The organism is Hanstruepera ponticola (genome assembly GCF_002940745.1).
GTDB lineage: Bacteria > Bacteroidota > Bacteroidia > Flavobacteriales > Flavobacteriaceae > Hanstruepera > Hanstruepera ponticola.
The window spans coordinates 24,420-41,193 of sequence record NZ_POTB01000003.1 but is presented as its reverse complement, the minus strand read 5'-3'; the positions used below and the strand labels follow the sequence as shown (position 1 = coordinate 41,193).

At 32.9% G+C, this 16,774-nt stretch carries 15 protein-coding genes; 5 read left to right on the top strand and 10 right to left on the bottom strand.

What is annotated here, in order from left to right; translation table 11 throughout:
- Positions 1–171 precede the first annotated feature (171 nt).
- Together C1S72_RS13155 and C1S72_RS13150 are read left to right on the top strand one after the other, a co-directional pair.
- On the top strand, positions 172–369 hold the full coding sequence (locus C1S72_RS13155; protein ID WP_104736199.1) for a Lacal_2735 family protein: 198 nt from the start codon (positions 172–174) through the stop codon (positions 367–369).
- 74 nt (positions 370–443) lie between these two features.
- Positions 444–647, top strand: coding sequence for a Lacal_2735 family protein (locus tag C1S72_RS13150; protein WP_104736198.1), 204 nt, complete (start codon positions 444–446; stop codon positions 645–647).
- On the opposite strand, the gene C1S72_RS13145 is transcribed toward C1S72_RS13150, so the two are convergent.
- Genes C1S72_RS13145 through prfA form a run of 3 tightly spaced genes read right to left on the bottom strand, consistent with a single transcriptional unit; the run spans position 616 to position 3,383 of the window.
- Entirely contained in the window at positions 616–1,407 is a 792-nt protein-coding gene (locus C1S72_RS13145; protein ID WP_104736197.1) for an ABC transporter substrate-binding protein, read from the bottom strand. The genes C1S72_RS13150 and C1S72_RS13145 overlap by 32 nt on opposite strands.
- A 47-nt stretch (positions 1,408–1,454) precedes the next feature.
- Positions 1,455–2,273 carry an orotidine-5'-phosphate decarboxylase gene (pyrF, locus tag C1S72_RS13140; protein ID WP_104736196.1) on the bottom strand — a complete coding sequence of 273 codons (819 nt, stop codon included), beginning with the start codon at positions 2,271–2,273 and terminating at the stop codon, positions 1,455–1,457.
- Between the two features lie 33 nt (positions 2,274–2,306).
- The gene (gene prfA / locus C1S72_RS13135) at positions 2,307–3,383 is read right to left on the bottom strand and encodes a peptide chain release factor 1 (RefSeq protein WP_104736195.1); all 1,077 of its coding nucleotides are present in this window, start codon (positions 3,381–3,383) and stop codon (positions 2,307–2,309) included.
- Positions 3,384–3,793: 410 nt separating this feature from the next.
- Here prfA and C1S72_RS13125 point away from each other — a divergent pair, with 410 nt between their 5' ends.
- A complete protein-coding gene (locus tag C1S72_RS13125; protein ID WP_104736193.1) occupies positions 3,794–4,456 on the top strand; it encodes an ATP-binding cassette domain-containing protein in 663 nt (220 codons plus the stop codon).
- A 48-nt stretch (positions 4,457–4,504) separates the two neighbouring features.
- Here the strand turns inward: C1S72_RS13125 and C1S72_RS13120 are convergent, their stop codons facing one another.
- The 7 genes from C1S72_RS13120 to C1S72_RS13095 form a co-directional block, all read right to left on the bottom strand.
- Complete coding sequence (locus C1S72_RS13120) at positions 4,505–7,063, bottom strand: adenosylcobalamin-dependent ribonucleoside-diphosphate reductase (RefSeq protein WP_104736192.1); 2,559 nt, start codon at positions 7,061–7,063, stop codon at positions 4,505–4,507.
- Between the two features lie 174 nt (positions 7,064–7,237).
- Positions 7,238–8,206, bottom strand: a complete 969-nt coding sequence (locus tag C1S72_RS13115; protein WP_104736191.1) for a DUF3078 domain-containing protein — start codon at positions 8,204–8,206, stop codon at positions 7,238–7,240.
- A 29-nt stretch (positions 8,207–8,235) separates the two neighbouring features.
- Positions 8,236–9,414 carry an AIR synthase related protein gene (locus C1S72_RS13110; RefSeq protein WP_104736190.1) on the bottom strand — a complete coding sequence of 393 codons (1,179 nt, stop codon included), beginning with the start codon at positions 9,412–9,414 and terminating at the stop codon, positions 8,236–8,238.
- 37 nt (positions 9,415–9,451) lie between these two features.
- On the bottom strand, positions 9,452–10,096 hold the full coding sequence (locus C1S72_RS13105) for a Curli production assembly/transport component CsgG (RefSeq protein WP_230401656.1): 645 nt from the start codon (positions 10,094–10,096) through the stop codon (positions 9,452–9,454).
- Between the two features lie 195 nt (positions 10,097–10,291).
- Positions 10,292–10,429: a hypothetical protein gene (locus C1S72_RS14460; RefSeq protein WP_162919988.1), complete on the bottom strand. Its 138-nt coding sequence runs from the start codon at positions 10,427–10,429 to the stop codon at positions 10,292–10,294.
- Positions 10,430–10,600: 171 nt separating this feature from the next.
- Complete coding sequence (locus tag C1S72_RS13100) at positions 10,601–12,787, bottom strand: glutamine synthetase III family protein (RefSeq protein ID WP_104736189.1); 2,187 nt, start codon at positions 12,785–12,787, stop codon at positions 10,601–10,603.
- A gap of 127 nt (positions 12,788–12,914) precedes the next feature.
- Complete coding sequence (locus tag C1S72_RS13095) at positions 12,915–13,868, bottom strand: calcium/sodium antiporter (protein ID WP_104736188.1); 954 nt, start codon at positions 13,866–13,868, stop codon at positions 12,915–12,917.
- Between the two features lie 164 nt (positions 13,869–14,032).
- On the opposite strand from C1S72_RS13095, the gene C1S72_RS13090 reads away from it, so the two are divergent.
- Both C1S72_RS13090 and C1S72_RS13085 read left to right on the top strand, forming a co-directional pair.
- Positions 14,033–14,389, top strand: a complete 357-nt coding sequence (locus tag C1S72_RS13090; protein ID WP_104736187.1) for a BlaI/MecI/CopY family transcriptional regulator — start codon at positions 14,033–14,035, stop codon at positions 14,387–14,389.
- 7 nt (positions 14,390–14,396) lie between these two features.
- Positions 14,397–16,727 carry a M56 family metallopeptidase gene (locus C1S72_RS13085; protein WP_104736186.1) on the top strand — a complete coding sequence of 777 codons (2,331 nt, stop codon included), beginning with the start codon at positions 14,397–14,399 and terminating at the stop codon, positions 16,725–16,727.
- Positions 16,728–16,774: the final 47 nt, after the last annotated feature.

The window sequence follows — 16,774 nt, the reverse complement described above, 5'->3', positions numbered from 1 at the left end:
TTTGGAGTATTCGCATAAAGAATTTACTTCCACATAATTTGGTCAAGTAAGAGTTAGTTAGTTAAAAAAAATCGATCTTTCTTCAAGGTCGGTTTTTTTATAAACTTTTTTGAATTTTAGTTTGCTGAATTACAATATTTTAAATATATTTAATGTTCTCTATGGGGCTGCATGAAAAATCTAACCGAAATAAAAAAGCATCGTAAAAGACTTCAAAAACGCTATAAGCAGCTTATTGAAAAAGCCTATAATTTAAGACAAACTGATTCGGCTCAAAGTGATATTTCGGAATACCAAGCAATTCAATTACTTGACGAACTAAATCGTTTGAATTATTTACATAGAGACAACATGACTCCTTCACTTTAGAAATTATCAAAACTTTAACTTTAGTTCACATCCGCTATTAAAGCCCGATTCGTATATCTTATAAAATATACTATATGAGTCCACAATTTTGTAAAATAGGTAAATCAAGCCCTATTTCAGACAACCTACTTAAACTGAAAAAGCATTACCAAATACTCGTTGAGCAGGCATATAATATTAGCATGACTGATGCTGGGTTAAGTGATATATTATACTATAAAGCTTTTAAGATCAAGCAGGCTTTCATTAAATCAAAATATCGCGATGTAGTGTTTTAAAATATTTAAAAGCTTTTATTAAGCGGCTTCCATACCAGGAAAACATTTCGCCATCAACTAATTGGATTTTAGCATTGGGAAAATGCGGTTGTAAGAATTTGAAATGCTCTTTTTGAAAGGGATACGGTTCGCTTGAAAGTAACACTAAATCAACTTCAGGATATATTATATTCAAATCAATTTCAGGATAGCGTGATTGGTTTTCAAAATGATTCGTAAAACCATTCAGATTCAGCATATAATCTATAAAAGTATTATTCCCAACTGCCATCCAAGGGTCTTTCCAAATAAAATAAACAACTGAATGTTTAGGCTGATTGCTTACAAATGATTCAAATTGAGATTGTTCTTTTCGAATATTACAACATATACTTTCAGCCTCTTGATTAATTTGAAAAATTTCACCATACATTGAAATTATTCCTAAACAGTCATCAATAGTGTTAATGTCACTTATATGAACAGGTGCCATTTGCTCCAGCTCCTGTATTATTTCTTGAGTGTTTTCCTCCTTATTACATAAAATGATTTCGGGATTCAACTTATGAATCTTATCAAAATGAACGTGCTTAGTACCACCAACAACTGTAGCTGTATTCCTAATATTATTTGGATGAACACAGAATTTAGTTACACCTACTAAAGATGATTTTAAACCTAGATCGCAAACAAGTTCTGTTAAACTTGGCACCAACGATATGATTCGTGTTGGTGGTTCATGGATTTGAATCGTTCTATTTAATTGATCAGTGAATTTCATTTTTGAGATTCCTTCCTTGTTTCAATTCTCTGAATGACAAAAGCTTTTTAGTTTACTTCTAAAATGTCTTTCATTTGTTGTTGTAATTCTGAAGCTTTTAAGGTAGCAGCTTTCGCAAAATCCTCTTGATTAGATGCATAAATTATTCCTCTGGAAGAATTAATCAATAAACCAATATTATTCGTCATTCCGTACTTACAAACGTCCTGCAAATTTCCACCTTGGGCTCCTACACCAGGAACTAACAAAAAACTTTCTGGGATTATTCTTCTAATATCTGCCAAATATTCTGCCTTTGTAGCACCAACAACATACATTAAGTTTTCAGCGTTTTTCCACGTTTTTGAGGTTTCTAAAACTTGTTTATACAATTCTACACCATTAACAGTTTGCGTCTGAAAATCAAAAGCGCCTTGATTAGACGTTAAGGCTAACATAATGGTATGTTTATTTTTAAATGCTAAAAACGGTTCAACAGAATCTTTACCCATATATGGTGCAACTGTAACACTATCAAAGGCTAAATCTTCAAAAAAGGCTTTTGCATACATACTACTGGTGTTTCCTATGTCTCCTCTTTTAGCATCGGCAATCGTAAAAATTTCCGGATGTTTATCGTTTAAATAATTTATTGTTTTTTCTAATGCCTGCCAACCTTTTATGCCATACGCTTCATAAAAAGCTGTGTTGGGTTTGTATGCCACACATAAATGATGGGTAGCATCTATAATGGCTTTATTAAAAGCAAAAATAGGATCCTCTTCGCTTAAAAGATGTTGTGGAATTTTAGTTAAATCGACATCCAATCCAATACATAAAAAGGATTTCTTTTTTTTAATTTGTTCGGTTAGTTGTTGTGTAGTCATGTTATAAAAAAAGCCTCAAGTTGAGGCTTAATGTTAAATATGTTCGTCACTAGCTTTTAACTTTTCAGTGTTTTCAGCTAGCATTAATTCATCAATTATTTTTTGAATATCACCATTAATAATATTCTGAAGATCATAAAGTGTTAATCCAATACGATGGTCTGTAACACGGCCTTGAGGATAGTTATAGGTTCTAATTTTAGCACTTCTATCGCCACTTGTAACCATAGTCCCACGCTTGGCAGCATCTTCTTCTTGCTTTTTAGCTAATTCTAAATCGTATAAACGCGATCGTAAAACCTTAAAAGCTTTTTCCTTGTTTTTATGCTGTGATTTCTGGTCTTGACATTGCGCCACTAAACCTGTAGGCTCATGCGTTAAACGTACAGCCGAGTAAGTTGTGTTTACCGACTGACCTCCTGGACCAGAAGAACAGAAATAATCTATTCTAACATCTTTAGGATCAATTTCTACATCAAATTCTTCAGCCTCTGGAAACACCATACAGGTTGCAGCACTGGTGTGTACACGCCCTTGTGTTTCGGTTTGTGGGACACGTTGTACACGATGCACACCTGCTTCAAATTTCAAGGTTCCATAAACGTCATCTCCTGAAACTTCAAACTGTATTTCTTTAAATCCGCCATTAGTACCTTCACTAAAATCAACAGTATCAACTTTCCACCCTTTACTTTCACAGTATTTTGAGTACATTCTGAACAAATCACCTGCAAAAATACTGGCTTCATCTCCACCTGTACCAGCACGCAATTCTACCACGGCATTTTTAGAATCCTCTGGATCTTTTGGTATCAATAGAAAACGGATTTCATCTTCTAATTTAGGAATTCCTTCTTTAGCTTCATCATATTGCATTTTGGCCATTTCAACCATTTCGTCGTCGCTACCATCTGCAATAATTTCTTCAGCTTCTTTTAAATTATTAGTCAATTCAATATAAGCTTCACGCTTGTCCATAAGAACGCGTAAATCCTTATACTCTTTATTTAATTCCACATAACGTTTTTGGTCTGAAATAATATCAGGCTGGATAATTAAATCGCTTACCTCATCAAAACGTTGCTTTATAATTTGAAGTTTTTCTAACATTTACCAATTTAAATTGTGTCGCAAAAATACGATAATTTATGAATTGAAAGTTTTTTGTTCAAATCAAAAAATTTATTCTTGGTAGATATAAAAATAATACTTCTGGATTTACGTTTTTATTTTATCATGCAACGCTTTGGGGCTATACTGCTGTTTTATAAACCATACTTTTTATGGTCTATTGGGATTAACATTTTTCTGTTAATTGTTAGCCCAAACATGCCTCCTATATTGATTTCAAAATTTCTTCTAACGATTTTATTGTGGTATATAATAAACGAAACACGCTCTAAAAGAAAATTAATTTTTTACAATAATCTAGGTATATCATCTTTTAAATTATTTAGTTCTATTTTTTTAATTGATATCTTTATAACATCTTGCTTTTTGTTATTAGTTAAAGAGTTTATATGATTCTAGAGATAGACAATGTTGAATTAAATTTTTCCGATAAACGTATTTTAAACGGTATTTATTTAAAAGCTGAAACCGGAAAAGTCACAGCTATTTTAGGTAGTAACGGTAGTGGAAAAAGTTGTTTACTCCATATCATATTTGGTTCTTTAAAGCCAAAATATAAGCTCATACGACTAAACAAAGAACCCGTTTTAAAATCCTTATATCTTACTAGAAAAGTTTCCTTTTTACCTCAACATCATTTTATTCCTGACCAAACCAAAATAAGAACCGTTTTTAAATTGTTTAAAGTTGATTGGCCTGAATTTACTAATGAATTTCCACAGTTCAAGATTTTTAATAACAAGCGTTTTAATAGATTGTCAGGTGGTGAACGTCGGGTGATTGAAATCTATTTAATCCTTAAAAAAGCAGGTGAAATTGTCTTACTTGATGAACCTTTTAATGGTGTTGCTCCATTATATATTGAAACTATAAAAACACTCATTAATCAAGAAAAGCGAGATAAAATCATACTTCTTACTGACCATAGATACACCGAAGTTATTGATGTTTCTGATACTATTTACCTAATAACAAATGGCTGCAGTAAGCTTATAAATGATTTAAGCGAATTAATAGATTACAAATACCTTACACAAGATATCAGCAATTAAAAAAAGGAAGCCAAATGGCTTCCTTTTATATTACAGATTTTAATGATCCTAACCACATTTAGAAGAACCACAGTCCTTACAGGTTAAGCAACCTTCTTGATAGATTAAATTTTCAGATTGACAATTAGTACACGTTTGTCCCTTTGCTTTCGTTCCATCAGCTACGTAACGTTTTAGTGCTCTACCTACACCATTTTTCCAAGTGTTTATAGACTCACTATCCAACTGAAGGCTATTGATTAATTCCACAATATTATCAATAGGCATTCCATGACGCATAGTACTTGATATTAATTTGGCATAATTCCAAAATTCTGGATTAAATTTATGTGACAAGCCTTCAATAGTTGTTTTATAACCTCGTTTGTTTTGGTACTGAAAATCATAACGCGACGTTCCATCGGTATTTCGATTTTTAATAATGAGGCCATTTTCTACCCAACGCGGAATTAAAATGCCGTCTTCATCATCTGCTAAACCAGTAAATATTTCATAAGGTTTCCCATCAATCAATCCTATAAAAGCAATCCATTTTTCCTTTTTATTCTGAAAACGCACAACATCAGCTTCTAAAATCTCTGGTCTTTTTACAGGGAAATTCGTTAAGGTATCGGTTTGTTCATCTTCTTTTTTCTCATCATTTGAGATTAACACACCAGAACGGGAACCATCGCGATAAACTGTAACACCTTTACAACCTACTTCCCAAGCCTTTAAGTATAATTCTCCAACCAATTCCTCACTAACATCGTTTGGCAAATTGATAGTCACACTTATTGAATGATCTACCCATTTCTGAACAGCTCCCTGCATGGTGACTTTACTCAACCAATCCACATCATTTGAAGTCGCTTTGTAATAAGGTGATTGTTTAACGATAACCTCTAGTTCATCCTGAGAATAGTTTTTTGAAGTATCTATGTCATTGACTTCCATCCATTGCTTGAATTTATGGTGAAAAACCACATATTCTTCCCATGAATCACCTACTTCATCTACGAAATCTACCCTAACATTCTTGTCATTAGGATTAACTTTTCGTCTGCGTTTATAAACTGGTAAAAACACGGGCTCAATACCTGAAGATGTTTGCGTCATTAAGCTTGTTGTCCCTGTGGGTGCAATGGTCAATAAGGCTATGTTACGACGACCATACTCGAGCATGTTATAATATAACTTTTCATCTTCAGCTTTTAGACGTTGAATAAATGGATTATTTTTTTCTCTATCCGAATCGAAAATGGAAAAGGCACCACGTTCTTTAGCAGTTTGAACAGAAGCTCTATAAGCTTCAATTCCTAATGTTTTATGAACTTCAACTGAAAAATCATTACCTGCCTGACTACCATATTGTATTCCCAAGGCAGCCAACATATCACCTTCGGCAGTTATACCAATTCCTGTACGACGACCTTCTTCAGCTTTCTTTTTAATGTTAATCCATAAATTTCGCTCGGTAGCTTTAATATCATTCTGCTCAGGATCAGCATCAATTTTTTCTAAAATTCCGTCTATTTTCTCCAATTCTAAATCAATGATATCATCCATCATGCGTTGCGCATAAGCTACATGCTGTTTAAAGAGATCAAAGTTGAATTTAGCTGATTTTGTAAAAGGCTCCTCTACATAAGAAAATAAATTGATTGCAAGTAAGCGGCACGAGTCATATGGACAAAGCGGAATTTCACCACACGGATTGGTCGACACCGTTTTATAGCCTAAATCGGCATAACAATCTGGAACCGATTCATTAATAATAGTATCCCAAAACAAGATTCCGGGTTCAGCAGATTTCCATGCATTATGTACAATTTTCTTCCAAATACCATTGGCATCTATAGTTTTAGAAAATTTAGGTGAATTGCTAAAAATAGGATACTTCTGCGTGTAGTTAGTATTCTCTTTCACAGCACGCATAAAAGCATCATCAATTCTAACTGAAACGTTTGCTCCAGTTACTTTTCCTTGTTCCAGTTTGGCATCTATAAAATCTTCTGAATCAGGATGATTAATTGAAACCGATAACATTAATGCACCACGACGACCATCTTGTGCGACTTCGCGCGTTGAGTTAGAATAACGCTCCATAAACGGTACAATGCCAGTAGATGTTAAAGCTGAATTTTTTACTGGAGAACCTTTTGGCCTGATATGCGATAAGTCATGCCCAACTCCACCACGACGCTTCATAAGCTGTACTTGCTCTTGGTCAATTTTCATAATGCCTCCATAAGAATCAGAATTACCATCATTACCAATAACAAAACAGTTTGAAAGTGATGCTGTTTGATATGGATTACCTATTCCTGCCATAGGACTCCCTTGTGGCACGATGTATTTAAAATTCTTTATGAGATTAAATACCTCATCTTCTGATAATGGATTGGGATAACGTGATTCAATTCGAGCAATTTCTTTTGAAATACGACGATGCATATCGTTTGGTGTTAACTCATATAAATTGCCATGCGAATCCTTTAGAGCATATTTATTTATCCAAACTTGAGCCGCTAAATCATCTCCGTTAAAATAATCAATAGACGCTTTCAAAGCCTCTTCTTGAGTAAACGTTTTTTCTGTAACTTTAGGTTTAATTTGTGTTGGCATGTGAGGGTTTAAGTTTTATTTTTTAATAGCTTTTTACAAGTTGTAAATAAAGCAAAAAAATTAAACTTAAAACATGATAATAATCATAAAGTTTACAGGTTTTTTATGTAAAAGTTTGATTTTTAGTTCATTAAAATTTATCAACAAAAAAAAGTTAACAAATTTTTAAATTTTTTAAAAATCAACAACCACGCCAACACCGAGCATTTGCTTCCATTGAATACTAGCACCTTCTTCCATAAATTCAGGTTCATCTTCCATTGGATCTTCGACTTCAACTAAAAGCTTTACATCGTTATCATATCTTAAATGCGACCCTAACGTAGCTTTCACATAGCTATTTACCTTAAAATCAAATACCACTTCCCAATCAACGTCTATATTTCCAAAATCATTGATATAATCCGTATAAAAACTCACAAAATTTTTAATGGAAATATTTTCAAATAACATTGCCTCATAAGCACTGGTAAAAAGAATTCCCAATTCAGTCCTAACGCGCTCTCCATCTTTAATTAAATTACCATCACTATCAAATTCTGCTGGTGTAACCCCAAAAGAACCTGCATTTGACAACTCCTCATCTAAAACAAATGTATTCTTTAATGTTAAAGGCGAAAAATAGGTTGACAATTTCTCAATATTTTTACCATATTCAACTCCACCACCTAAAAACAGATACCCAGGAGCCATAAATCTCGAAATAGGACTTGATGTATTCGGATAATTATAGCCATTGGAAAATTGCGACTTAAAACTAAATCGAGCCGAATAATACCAATTAGAGGTCTTGTTTCTTCTAAAGCCTAAATTTGATCTAATTTCAAAAAGGTCATCTGTTTTTCGTAATTCTTGATCTTGCTGACCATTTATACCATAACGAGCCAAAAAACTGTTATCCCAAATAAATTGACGATACTCGTATTTCACTATACTACTTAACGTAAATAAAGCTGAAATTGAATTGGTTCCCCCAGAATTCCAGTTAACAAAAGCCACTTCGTTAATATCAACACCTGCCTTATTTTTCTGTGTCCAAATAGGCTCATTTATTTGAGGTTCTTGCTTAAAGAACAGCAAACTTGGTTGCGCAATAATAAATTTGGTAAATAAAAAAACAGATAGAGCTAACAATCTATTCATACTAATAATCAATTTAGGAAATTTAAAAACTAATAAGTAAACTCACCAAATTCACTTTTTATTGTCAGTTTCTTTTTTGCAGATTTCTCAACGCGACCAATAACTCGTGCATTGACATTAAATGATTTTGAGATGCTAATGATAGCATCTGCAATTTTTGGTGAAACATATAATTCCATGCGGTGACCACAATTAAATACTTGATACATTTCTTTCCAATCGGTTTTGGATTGCTCCTGAATTAATTTAAAAAGTGGTGGAATAGAGAATAAATTATCTTTTATGATATGTAAATTATCAACAAAATGAAGGATTTTTGTTTGAGCACCACCACTACAATGAATCATTCCGTGAACCTGGTCACTTTTATATTTTTGTAATATTGACTTAATAATTGGCGCATAGGTTCTAGTTGGCGAGAGAACCAACCTTCCAGCATCAATTGGTGAGTTTTCAACATCATCGGTTAGTTTCACACTTCCAGAGTACACCAAATCACTAGGAACTGAAGCATCAAAACTTTCTGGATATTTTTCTGCTAAATATTTATGAAACACATCATGTCTTGCAGAAGTCAATCCATTACTACCCATACCACCATTATACTCCTTTTCGTAAGTTGCCTGACCAAATGATTCCAACCCAACTATAACATCACCTTCTTTTATATTTACATTATCAATAATATCAGCTCTTTTCATTCTTGCTGTAACCGTTGAGTCAACTATGATAGTTCTTACCAGATCACCAACATCAGCCGTTTCTCCGCCAGTTGAATGAATTGTCACTCCAAACTTATTAAGATCGTTAATGAGCTCTTCTGTACCATTTATTATTGCTGAAATGACTTCACCTGGTATGAGGTTTTTATTTCTACCTATAGTTGATGATAGCATGATATTATCAGTTGCACCCACACATAGCAGATCATCAATATTCATAATTAAAGCATCTTGAGCTATACCTTTCCAAACCGACAGATCACCCGTTTCTTTCCAATACATATAAGCCAATGATGATTTTGTACCTGCACCATCTGCATGCATAATTAAACAATAGTCGTCATCATTTGTTAAATAATCAGGAACAATTTTACAAAACGCTTTAGGAAAAAGTCCTTTGTCAATGTTTTTAATAGCGTTGTGCACATCTTCTTTAGATGCCGAAACACCTCTTTGTGCATATCGCTTACTTATTTCTTGGCTCATGGAAGTTTAGTTGAACTGCAAAAATAAGAATTGTAATCTATTTATTGTCGGGAATTGGGTTCGATTTAATGACCGTAGGAACATTTTTAAGTATTTTGGCTTTCTTCTTTTTTCCTCCAAAATAAAAATTAATACCAAAGGCAATTCGCCAATAAACATCATCAGCATCTCCAAACACTTTTCCATCCACTTCGTCACTAAAAACCATATTGTAATCAGCGTACAATTTAAGACCAACGCCTTCATATGCAATGTACTCTACACCAAGACCACCTTGTACTTTAGTATCTACTTGGGTGAAATAATTAGCAGCATTGATTCCTCCACCAGCATATGCAAATGGTGAAACTCGCTCATGCGGAAAAGGCAACACTTCTAGATTTAAATCAAAAGACATAAAACCTTCATTAAACAAATCTTTGTAGGCTAAATTAAATTTATGATACCCAATGTTAACATTTACATATGGAATAATATAGCGTTTGTAACCAAAATGCGTGTAAATTTCAAACAGCGGATCCATATAATCACCATTAATTACCGAAGTTCCAATACCAATATCAATTGTATTCGTTCCTCTGTAATCATAAAAATCAGTTTTTGGAATCTCTATAATTTTATTAGTTTCATTTTCTTGAGCATAGCTAACAGCTCCAAAAAAAAGACACGTATAAAGCAACATGAATTTTTTCAGAAAATATTTGCAAGACAAACTTTTCATATATTTATTAATCAATAGATTAAGAATAGCACTTGCAATATAGCAAAACCATTTATATACTTAAAAATCAAATGAGTAAATTAGGAATAAAAAATCACGGTAAACTACCGTGATTAATATAAAGGGAAAATTAAATTACGTTTTTAAAGTTTGCTTTTACCCAATAGCAGAATCATTCATTTCGCTTCTTACAACTTCTTGTGATGAAGTGTCATCATCACGAGATTCATTGGCTTGAGAAAAGATGAGGGTTGCCGCCATAAGCATAAGCACACTTATAATGAGCCTTTTCATGTTAATTTAAATAATGATTAATAGCATAACAAAAATACTAATTATTTGACGTGATAATATTGAGTAACATGATTATTCGTTGATATACTTAAATTATCAGACGAATTGCATCTGACAACTTTATAAAAAAAAAGCCCTGATAAACAGGGCTCTAAATAAGAATAACTTTAATTACTTAGTAAAAAGCAACTCTCTATACTTCGTTAATGGCCAAAGTTCATCATCAACCAACAACTCTAATTTATCACAATGATATCTAATTTCATCAAAAAGCGGCTTTACCTTAAAACAGTAAGCATCTGCTTTTTTATCAATATCAGTCATGTTATTAGCCTTTTTACGCTCATTAGTCATTTTTGTCACATTAGAGTTTATTGACGCAATATGTTCAGAAATCTCTTCTATTAGCACAAGTTGTTCCTTGGCAAACTTCTTAAAACTAGCTCCATAAATCTCCTTAAGACCTTTTACATTTTTGATAAGAATATTTTGGTAACGAACAGCTGTTGGAACGACATGGTTTCTCGCAATATCACCTAAAACACGTCCTTCAATTTGGATTCGCAACACATATTCTTCCATTTCAATTTCATAACGCGCTTCAGCTTCCACCCTATTCATGACACCAAGTTCTTCAAACATTTTTAACGTTTTATCAGAAACTTTTGCCTTGAGTGCTTCTGGCGTGGTTTTGTTATTACTTAATCCACGTTTTTTAGCTTCCTTTTCCCATTCTTCGCCATAACCATTTCCTTCAAAAAGAATGTTTTTAGATTTCTTGATATACTCTCTTAACACATTAAAAACAGCTTCATCTTTCTTTAAATCTTTTTTATCAATAAGCGCATCTACTTCAGATTTAAACTCTATTAATTGTTTCGCCATAATAGTGTTTAAAACAGTCATCGCATTGGCACAATTTGCTTTAGAACCAACAGCTCTAAATTCAAATTTATTTCCTGTAAAGGCAAAAGGAGATGTTCTATTTCTATCTGTATTATCCAATAAAATTTCAGGAATTTTACCAACTACATTTAACTTCAAATCAGTTTTTTCTTCTGGTGAAAGTTTGCCGTTAGTTACATTCTGCAATTCATTAAGTACATTTGTTAATTGCTCACCAATAAAAACTGATATAATTGCTGGTGGTGCTTCATTTGCGCCTAAACGATGGTCATTACTCGCTGAAGCAATTGCAGCACGTAACAATTCTTCATTATCATTAACCGCTTTTATGGTATTAATGAAAAAAGTTAAGAATTGTAAATTACTCATTGGCGTCTTTCCTGGACCTAATAAATTAACTCCAGTATCTGTACTTAAACTCCAGTTATTATGTTTACCCGAACCGTTTACTCCTGCAAAAGGCTTCTCATGAAATAATACTTTAAAATCATGTCTTTCTGCTACCTTATCCATAACATCCATTAATAGTGAATTATGGTCTACTGCTAAATTAGCTTCATCATAAACTGGAGCTAACTCAAATTGGTTTGGAGCTACTTCATTGTGTCTTGTTTTTACTGGAATTCCCAAAAGCATGCATTCAGTTTCAAGATCACGCATATATTGCATGGCTCTATTTGGGATGGTTCCAAAATAATGATCATCTAATTGTTGTCCTTTGGCAGGAGAATGACCTAAAAGCGTACGACCTGTTAAAACTATATCTGGTCTTGACGCTACCAGAGAACTATCAATTAAAAAATACTCTTGCTCCCAACCCAAAGACGCATTTACTTTCTTAACGTTTTTGTCAAAATACTTACACACGTCAACAGCAGCGCCATCAACCGCCTGTAACGCTCTTAATAGTGGCGTTTTGTAATCTAAAGCCTCACCTGTATAAGCCACAAATACAGTTGGAATACACAAGGTTGTACCATATATAAAAGCTGGCGACGTAGGATCCCAAGCTGTATATCCACGTGCCTCAAAGGTATTTCTAATTCCTCCATTCGGAAAACTAGATGCATCAGGCTCTTGTTGTACTAATTGTCCACCTCCAAATTTTTCTATAGCACGCCCATTTCCAATCGGTTCAAAGAACGCATCATGTTTTTCAGCTGTAGCGCCAGTTAGTGGTTGAAACCAGTGTGTATAGTGTGTAGCTCCTTTGGAAATAGCCCATTCTTTCATTCCTGTCGAAATATGGTCAGCAACTACTCGATCAATTTTAGAACCATTTTGAATAGCATCCATGACACTTAGAAAAGCTTCTTTAGTTAAAAATTGACGCATGGTGTCCTCGTTAAACACATTTAAGCCAAAAATGGCCGAACGACGTTCTTTTTCCTCAATGTGAATCGGTTTTCTAGTAAGCGATTCTTTGATAGCATGAAATCTTAAGGTTGACATAAAATAAGGATTGTAATTATTATTAATTAAAGGGCAAAAGTAATTAAATTTAATAACAACTACACAATATACCCTATTTTTTTTAGGGTTCAAACTTAATAAATGATGAATTTAAACCAACAGACCCCTAATTTTTACCTAAAAATGCTAAATAAACAAATATTATATAAGCCGATAAGATTAACATACCCTTCCAACGACCTAATGAAAATCGTTTTGGCAGAAATGCCAAGGGTAATAAAATAGCTGCGAAACCTAACATCCAAAAAATATCTTGACTAAGTATATTTTCATTTTTCACCTCGATGGGATGAATAATTGCGGTTAAACCCAGAACAGAAGCAATATTAAAAATGTTAGAACCTATCAAATTACCCAGCGAAATGGCCTTTTCCTTTTTGAGCGCTGCAATAACTGAAGCAGCCAATTCTGGAACACTGGTACCAATGGCAACCATTGTAACAGAAATAACACGCTCACTAACGCCTAAAGCAACCGCCATTTCTTTAGCGCCATCTACCAACCACTCACTCCCAAAATACAATGCTAAACCACCAATAATCAACCAGACAATTATTTTAAAGTTAGATGTTGTCTGTAATGCATCATCAATTTCTTCAGGTATTTCAACCTCCTCCTTTTCAGATTTACGAATTATAACGTATAAGAAAATCACAAGAGACAATACTAAAGCAACACCCTCTCCAAAACTGATGACCAAACCACTATCTAAAATATAGTATAATGCTACTGACAAAAGCATCATCATGGGCCAATTAAACTTAAAGAAATCTCTACTGATAGCTAAAGGCGAAATAAATGCGGTAATACCAAGCACTAAACCTATGTTGGCAATATTGGAACCTATTACATTGCCTAAAGAAATATCAGGAGACCCATCTAGGGCAGCTTGCAAGCTTACTAAAAGCTCTGGAACAGAGGTCGCAAATGACACTACAGTCATACCAATTACCAACTTTGAAATACTAAATTTAAAAGATAAAGCTACTGATGATCGCACTAAAAACTCACCACCAACAACAAGCAGAATCAAACCGAGCAAAACCCAAATTATACTCATAAAACTATTTTTTGCGAAGATACTATTTCCATTTATTTTATAATTAAAACTAAAAATTTCGTTAAAAAACTATATATATAGTTGTATAACTATAAAAATAGTTATATGTTTGATATTATAAATAACTAGACTTCCGCTTTTGTGGAAATAAAAATTACTTTTCAATGCAAAAACTAACAAATAAAGAAGAAGAAATCATGCATATTTTATGGAAGCTAGAGAAAGCTTTTGTAAAGGATGTTTTGGCAGAAATAGAAACTGACAAGCCACACTATAATACGCTTTCCACTATTATAAGGAATCTAGAAGAAAAAGGCTATGTGAGTTATAACGCCTACGGCAAAACACATCAATACTATCCCATTATAAGCAAAGAATCTTACAAGGAAAAATATATGAATACAGCCATTGAAAACTACTTCAACAATTCATATAAAAATGTGGTTTCATTTTTTGCAAAAGAAGAAAAAATAAGCGTTGATGACCTTAAGGAAATTATTGCATTGATTGAAAAAAAATAAATAAGACATGGATTACTTACTAAAATCATCAGCCATAATTGCCCTATTTTATTTAAGCTACCGTTTGTTCCTACAAAGAGAAACGTTCTTTGGTTCCAATCGATGGTACTTATTCATTGGATTAGTAACCGCTGCTTTATTGCCAACACTAGTTATCCCTGTATATATTGAATACACTCCAATAGTTAATAGTTCATCTGTTTACTTTGCCGAGGCCACAACTAGTACTCCCGAACCTTTTGATTGGGCAAAGCTAATGGGCTCCGTTTATATTGTTGGTTTAATTTTCTTTTCATGTAAACTTATTATTGAACTGTTGTCTTTGCGACGTTTAATAAATAATAACCCTAAAATCAAGATGGGACGCTTTTCATTAATAGAGATATTTGATAAAATTGCCCCCTTTTCATTTTTCAATTGGATAGTTTACAATCCAAAACAATTTAAAAAGCAAGAGTTAAATCTCATTATCAATCACGAAAAGGTTCACGCAAAAGAATTTCACACTATTGATATTTTATTGGCACACGTTTGTTGTACCATATTCTGGTTCAACCCACTAGTGTGGTTGTATAAAAAAGAATTGCAACAAAATTTAGAATTCATTGCCGATCAAAAAGCTCAAACAATTTCAGACAGTAAAGAAAGTTATCAAAAACTACTTTTAAAAGCTAGTGTGCCTCATCAGCAATTAGCTCTTACTAATAATTTTTATAATTCATTAATCAAAAAACGAATAATTATGTTACACAAATCAAAATCAAAAAAACAGAAAGCCTGGAAGTATGCCTTAATAATTCCAGCGTTAGCGCTCTTTTTAATGAGCTTTAACACTAAAGAAATTTATATTCCAAAAAACACTGAATCCAACACAATTTTAGAAAAGGAATTTATTATAACCCCTACAAGTAGCAACAGCGAATTAGAGATTATTAAAAATTACTTTAAGAATAAACCTGTACAGGTACAGTTCGCTGAAATAGTCCGTAATTCTGATAACTTAATTCAATCCATCACTTTAAATACTAAATATAAAGATGGAACAGATTACACGAAGCGCATGACAGTTTCCGAAAAAAACATCGGTATTCCATCTTTTAAACTAGCATACTCTCCAAAATCAGATGACATTGTAATGCATGTTTTACAAGACGACACTCAAACTGATGTGAGTAAACAACAAATAAGGTTTGGTAATGAAAAAACTATTGCAAAATTAGAGCCAAAAAAATCATCTAAAAAAGAAGATGTTATTGGTGAGAATCCGTTATATGTAATCGGCAACAAACAATATAAAAAAGAAGATCTTCCTAGTAAAAAATTATCTACAAACGGTAGCATTGAACAACTAAGCAAAAAGGAAGGCGAAAAACGATTTGGCAAAGCTGGAAAAGAAGGTGCCATTATTTTTAATGGCAAGACTACTTTTAATAACACTGAAAAGGTTACTCTTTCAAAACGTGGCGATATACTAATCACCAAAGACTTTAGTGAAGCTGATTTAAATTTAGCAAAAGCACAATTAGAAAAGGAAGGTTTAAAAACTAAAATACGAGGTGTAAAACGCAATAGCAATGGTGAAATAATTGCAATAAAAATTGAAGTAAGTTCAGAGCATTCAAAAGCAAATTTTAATCTAAATGATGATGGACCAATTAACCCTATACAAATTTCATTTGATAAGGATGGTAAAAACATATCAATAGGTAGTGGCAATATGCATAAGTCTCATGTTTATGCCTATAACATTAAGGATAAAGGCGATAAAAGAGCAAGGTTTAGAAGTCGTAATAACGCATATGTAATTTCTACCGAAAATCATGATCATGATTGCAAAAACGATTGCGACCATGAAGTTGAATATGAGTTTCATAATGGTGACCACAAGAACCATGAAAATGAAGAAGTCATTGTAAGAGGTACTAATTCATATGTTATAAAAAACAGTAACACCAATAACGGCAAACGTGTAGTGACTATAACTAATGAAGATGGCGAAGATGAGATAATCGAACTAAAAAGTGACAAAAATGTTTATGTTTTAAAATCTAAAGACGGTGTTATTAGTTCTAATCATTTGACATGGGTAAATGACGACAATGCAAAGGCTAAATACGAATTCAAGAGTAAGAAAAAAGGAAATTCATTCTTTATTTCAACTGATGAAGAAGAAAAACCTTACATTCTGCTCAACGGAAAGGAAATTACCCAAAAAGAAATGGAAGCATTAGACTCTGAAACAATTAAAAGTGTGAACGTACTAAAAGGCGAAAGCGCTACTAAAAAATATGGAAACAAAGCAAAAGATGGTGCTATAATAATTTCTACGAAAGAATAATCATAATAGATAATAGCATAAAAAACAAATCCCAAGTAATCTTGGGA

What these genes read in the sequence shown, in the direction of transcription:
- C1S72_RS13155 (WP_104736199.1), top strand. Translation starts at nt 172, where the DNA reads ATGAAAAATCTAACCGAAATAAAAAAGCATCGTAAAAGACTTCAAAAA.
- C1S72_RS13150 (WP_104736198.1), top strand. Translation starts at nt 444, where the DNA reads ATGAGTCCACAATTTTGTAAAATAGGTAAATCAAGCCCTATTTCAGAC.
- C1S72_RS13145 (WP_104736197.1), bottom strand. Translation starts at nt 1,407, where the DNA reads ATGAAATTCACTGATCAATTAAATAGAACGATTCAAATCCATGAACCA.
- pyrF (WP_104736196.1), bottom strand. Translation starts at nt 2,273, where the DNA reads ATGACTACACAACAACTAACCGAACAAATTAAAAAAAAGAAATCCTTT.
- prfA (WP_104736195.1), bottom strand. Translation starts at nt 3,383, where the DNA reads ATGTTAGAAAAACTTCAAATTATAAAGCAACGTTTTGATGAGGTAAGC.
- C1S72_RS13125 (WP_104736193.1), top strand. Translation starts at nt 3,794, where the DNA reads ATGATTCTAGAGATAGACAATGTTGAATTAAATTTTTCCGATAAACGT.
- C1S72_RS13120 (WP_104736192.1), bottom strand. Translation starts at nt 7,063, where the DNA reads ATGCCAACACAAATTAAACCTAAAGTTACAGAAAAAACGTTTACTCAA.
- C1S72_RS13115 (WP_104736191.1), bottom strand. Translation starts at nt 8,206, where the DNA reads ATGAATAGATTGTTAGCTCTATCTGTTTTTTTATTTACCAAATTTATT.
- C1S72_RS13110 (WP_104736190.1), bottom strand. Translation starts at nt 9,414, where the DNA reads ATGAGCCAAGAAATAAGTAAGCGATATGCACAAAGAGGTGTTTCGGCA.
- C1S72_RS13105 (WP_230401656.1), bottom strand. Translation starts at nt 10,096, where the DNA reads ATGTTGCTTTATACGTGTCTTTTTTTTGGAGCTGTTAGCTATGCTCAA.
- C1S72_RS14460 (WP_162919988.1), bottom strand. Translation starts at nt 10,429, where the DNA reads ATGAAAAGGCTCATTATAAGTGTGCTTATGCTTATGGCGGCAACCCTC.
- C1S72_RS13100 (WP_104736189.1), bottom strand. Translation starts at nt 12,787, where the DNA reads ATGTCAACCTTAAGATTTCATGCTATCAAAGAATCGCTTACTAGAAAA.
- C1S72_RS13095 (WP_104736188.1), bottom strand. Translation starts at nt 13,868, where the DNA reads ATGAGTATAATTTGGGTTTTGCTCGGTTTGATTCTGCTTGTTGTTGGT.
- C1S72_RS13090 (WP_104736187.1), top strand. Translation starts at nt 14,033, where the DNA reads ATGCAAAAACTAACAAATAAAGAAGAAGAAATCATGCATATTTTATGG.
- C1S72_RS13085 (WP_104736186.1), top strand. Translation starts at nt 14,397, where the DNA reads ATGGATTACTTACTAAAATCATCAGCCATAATTGCCCTATTTTATTTA.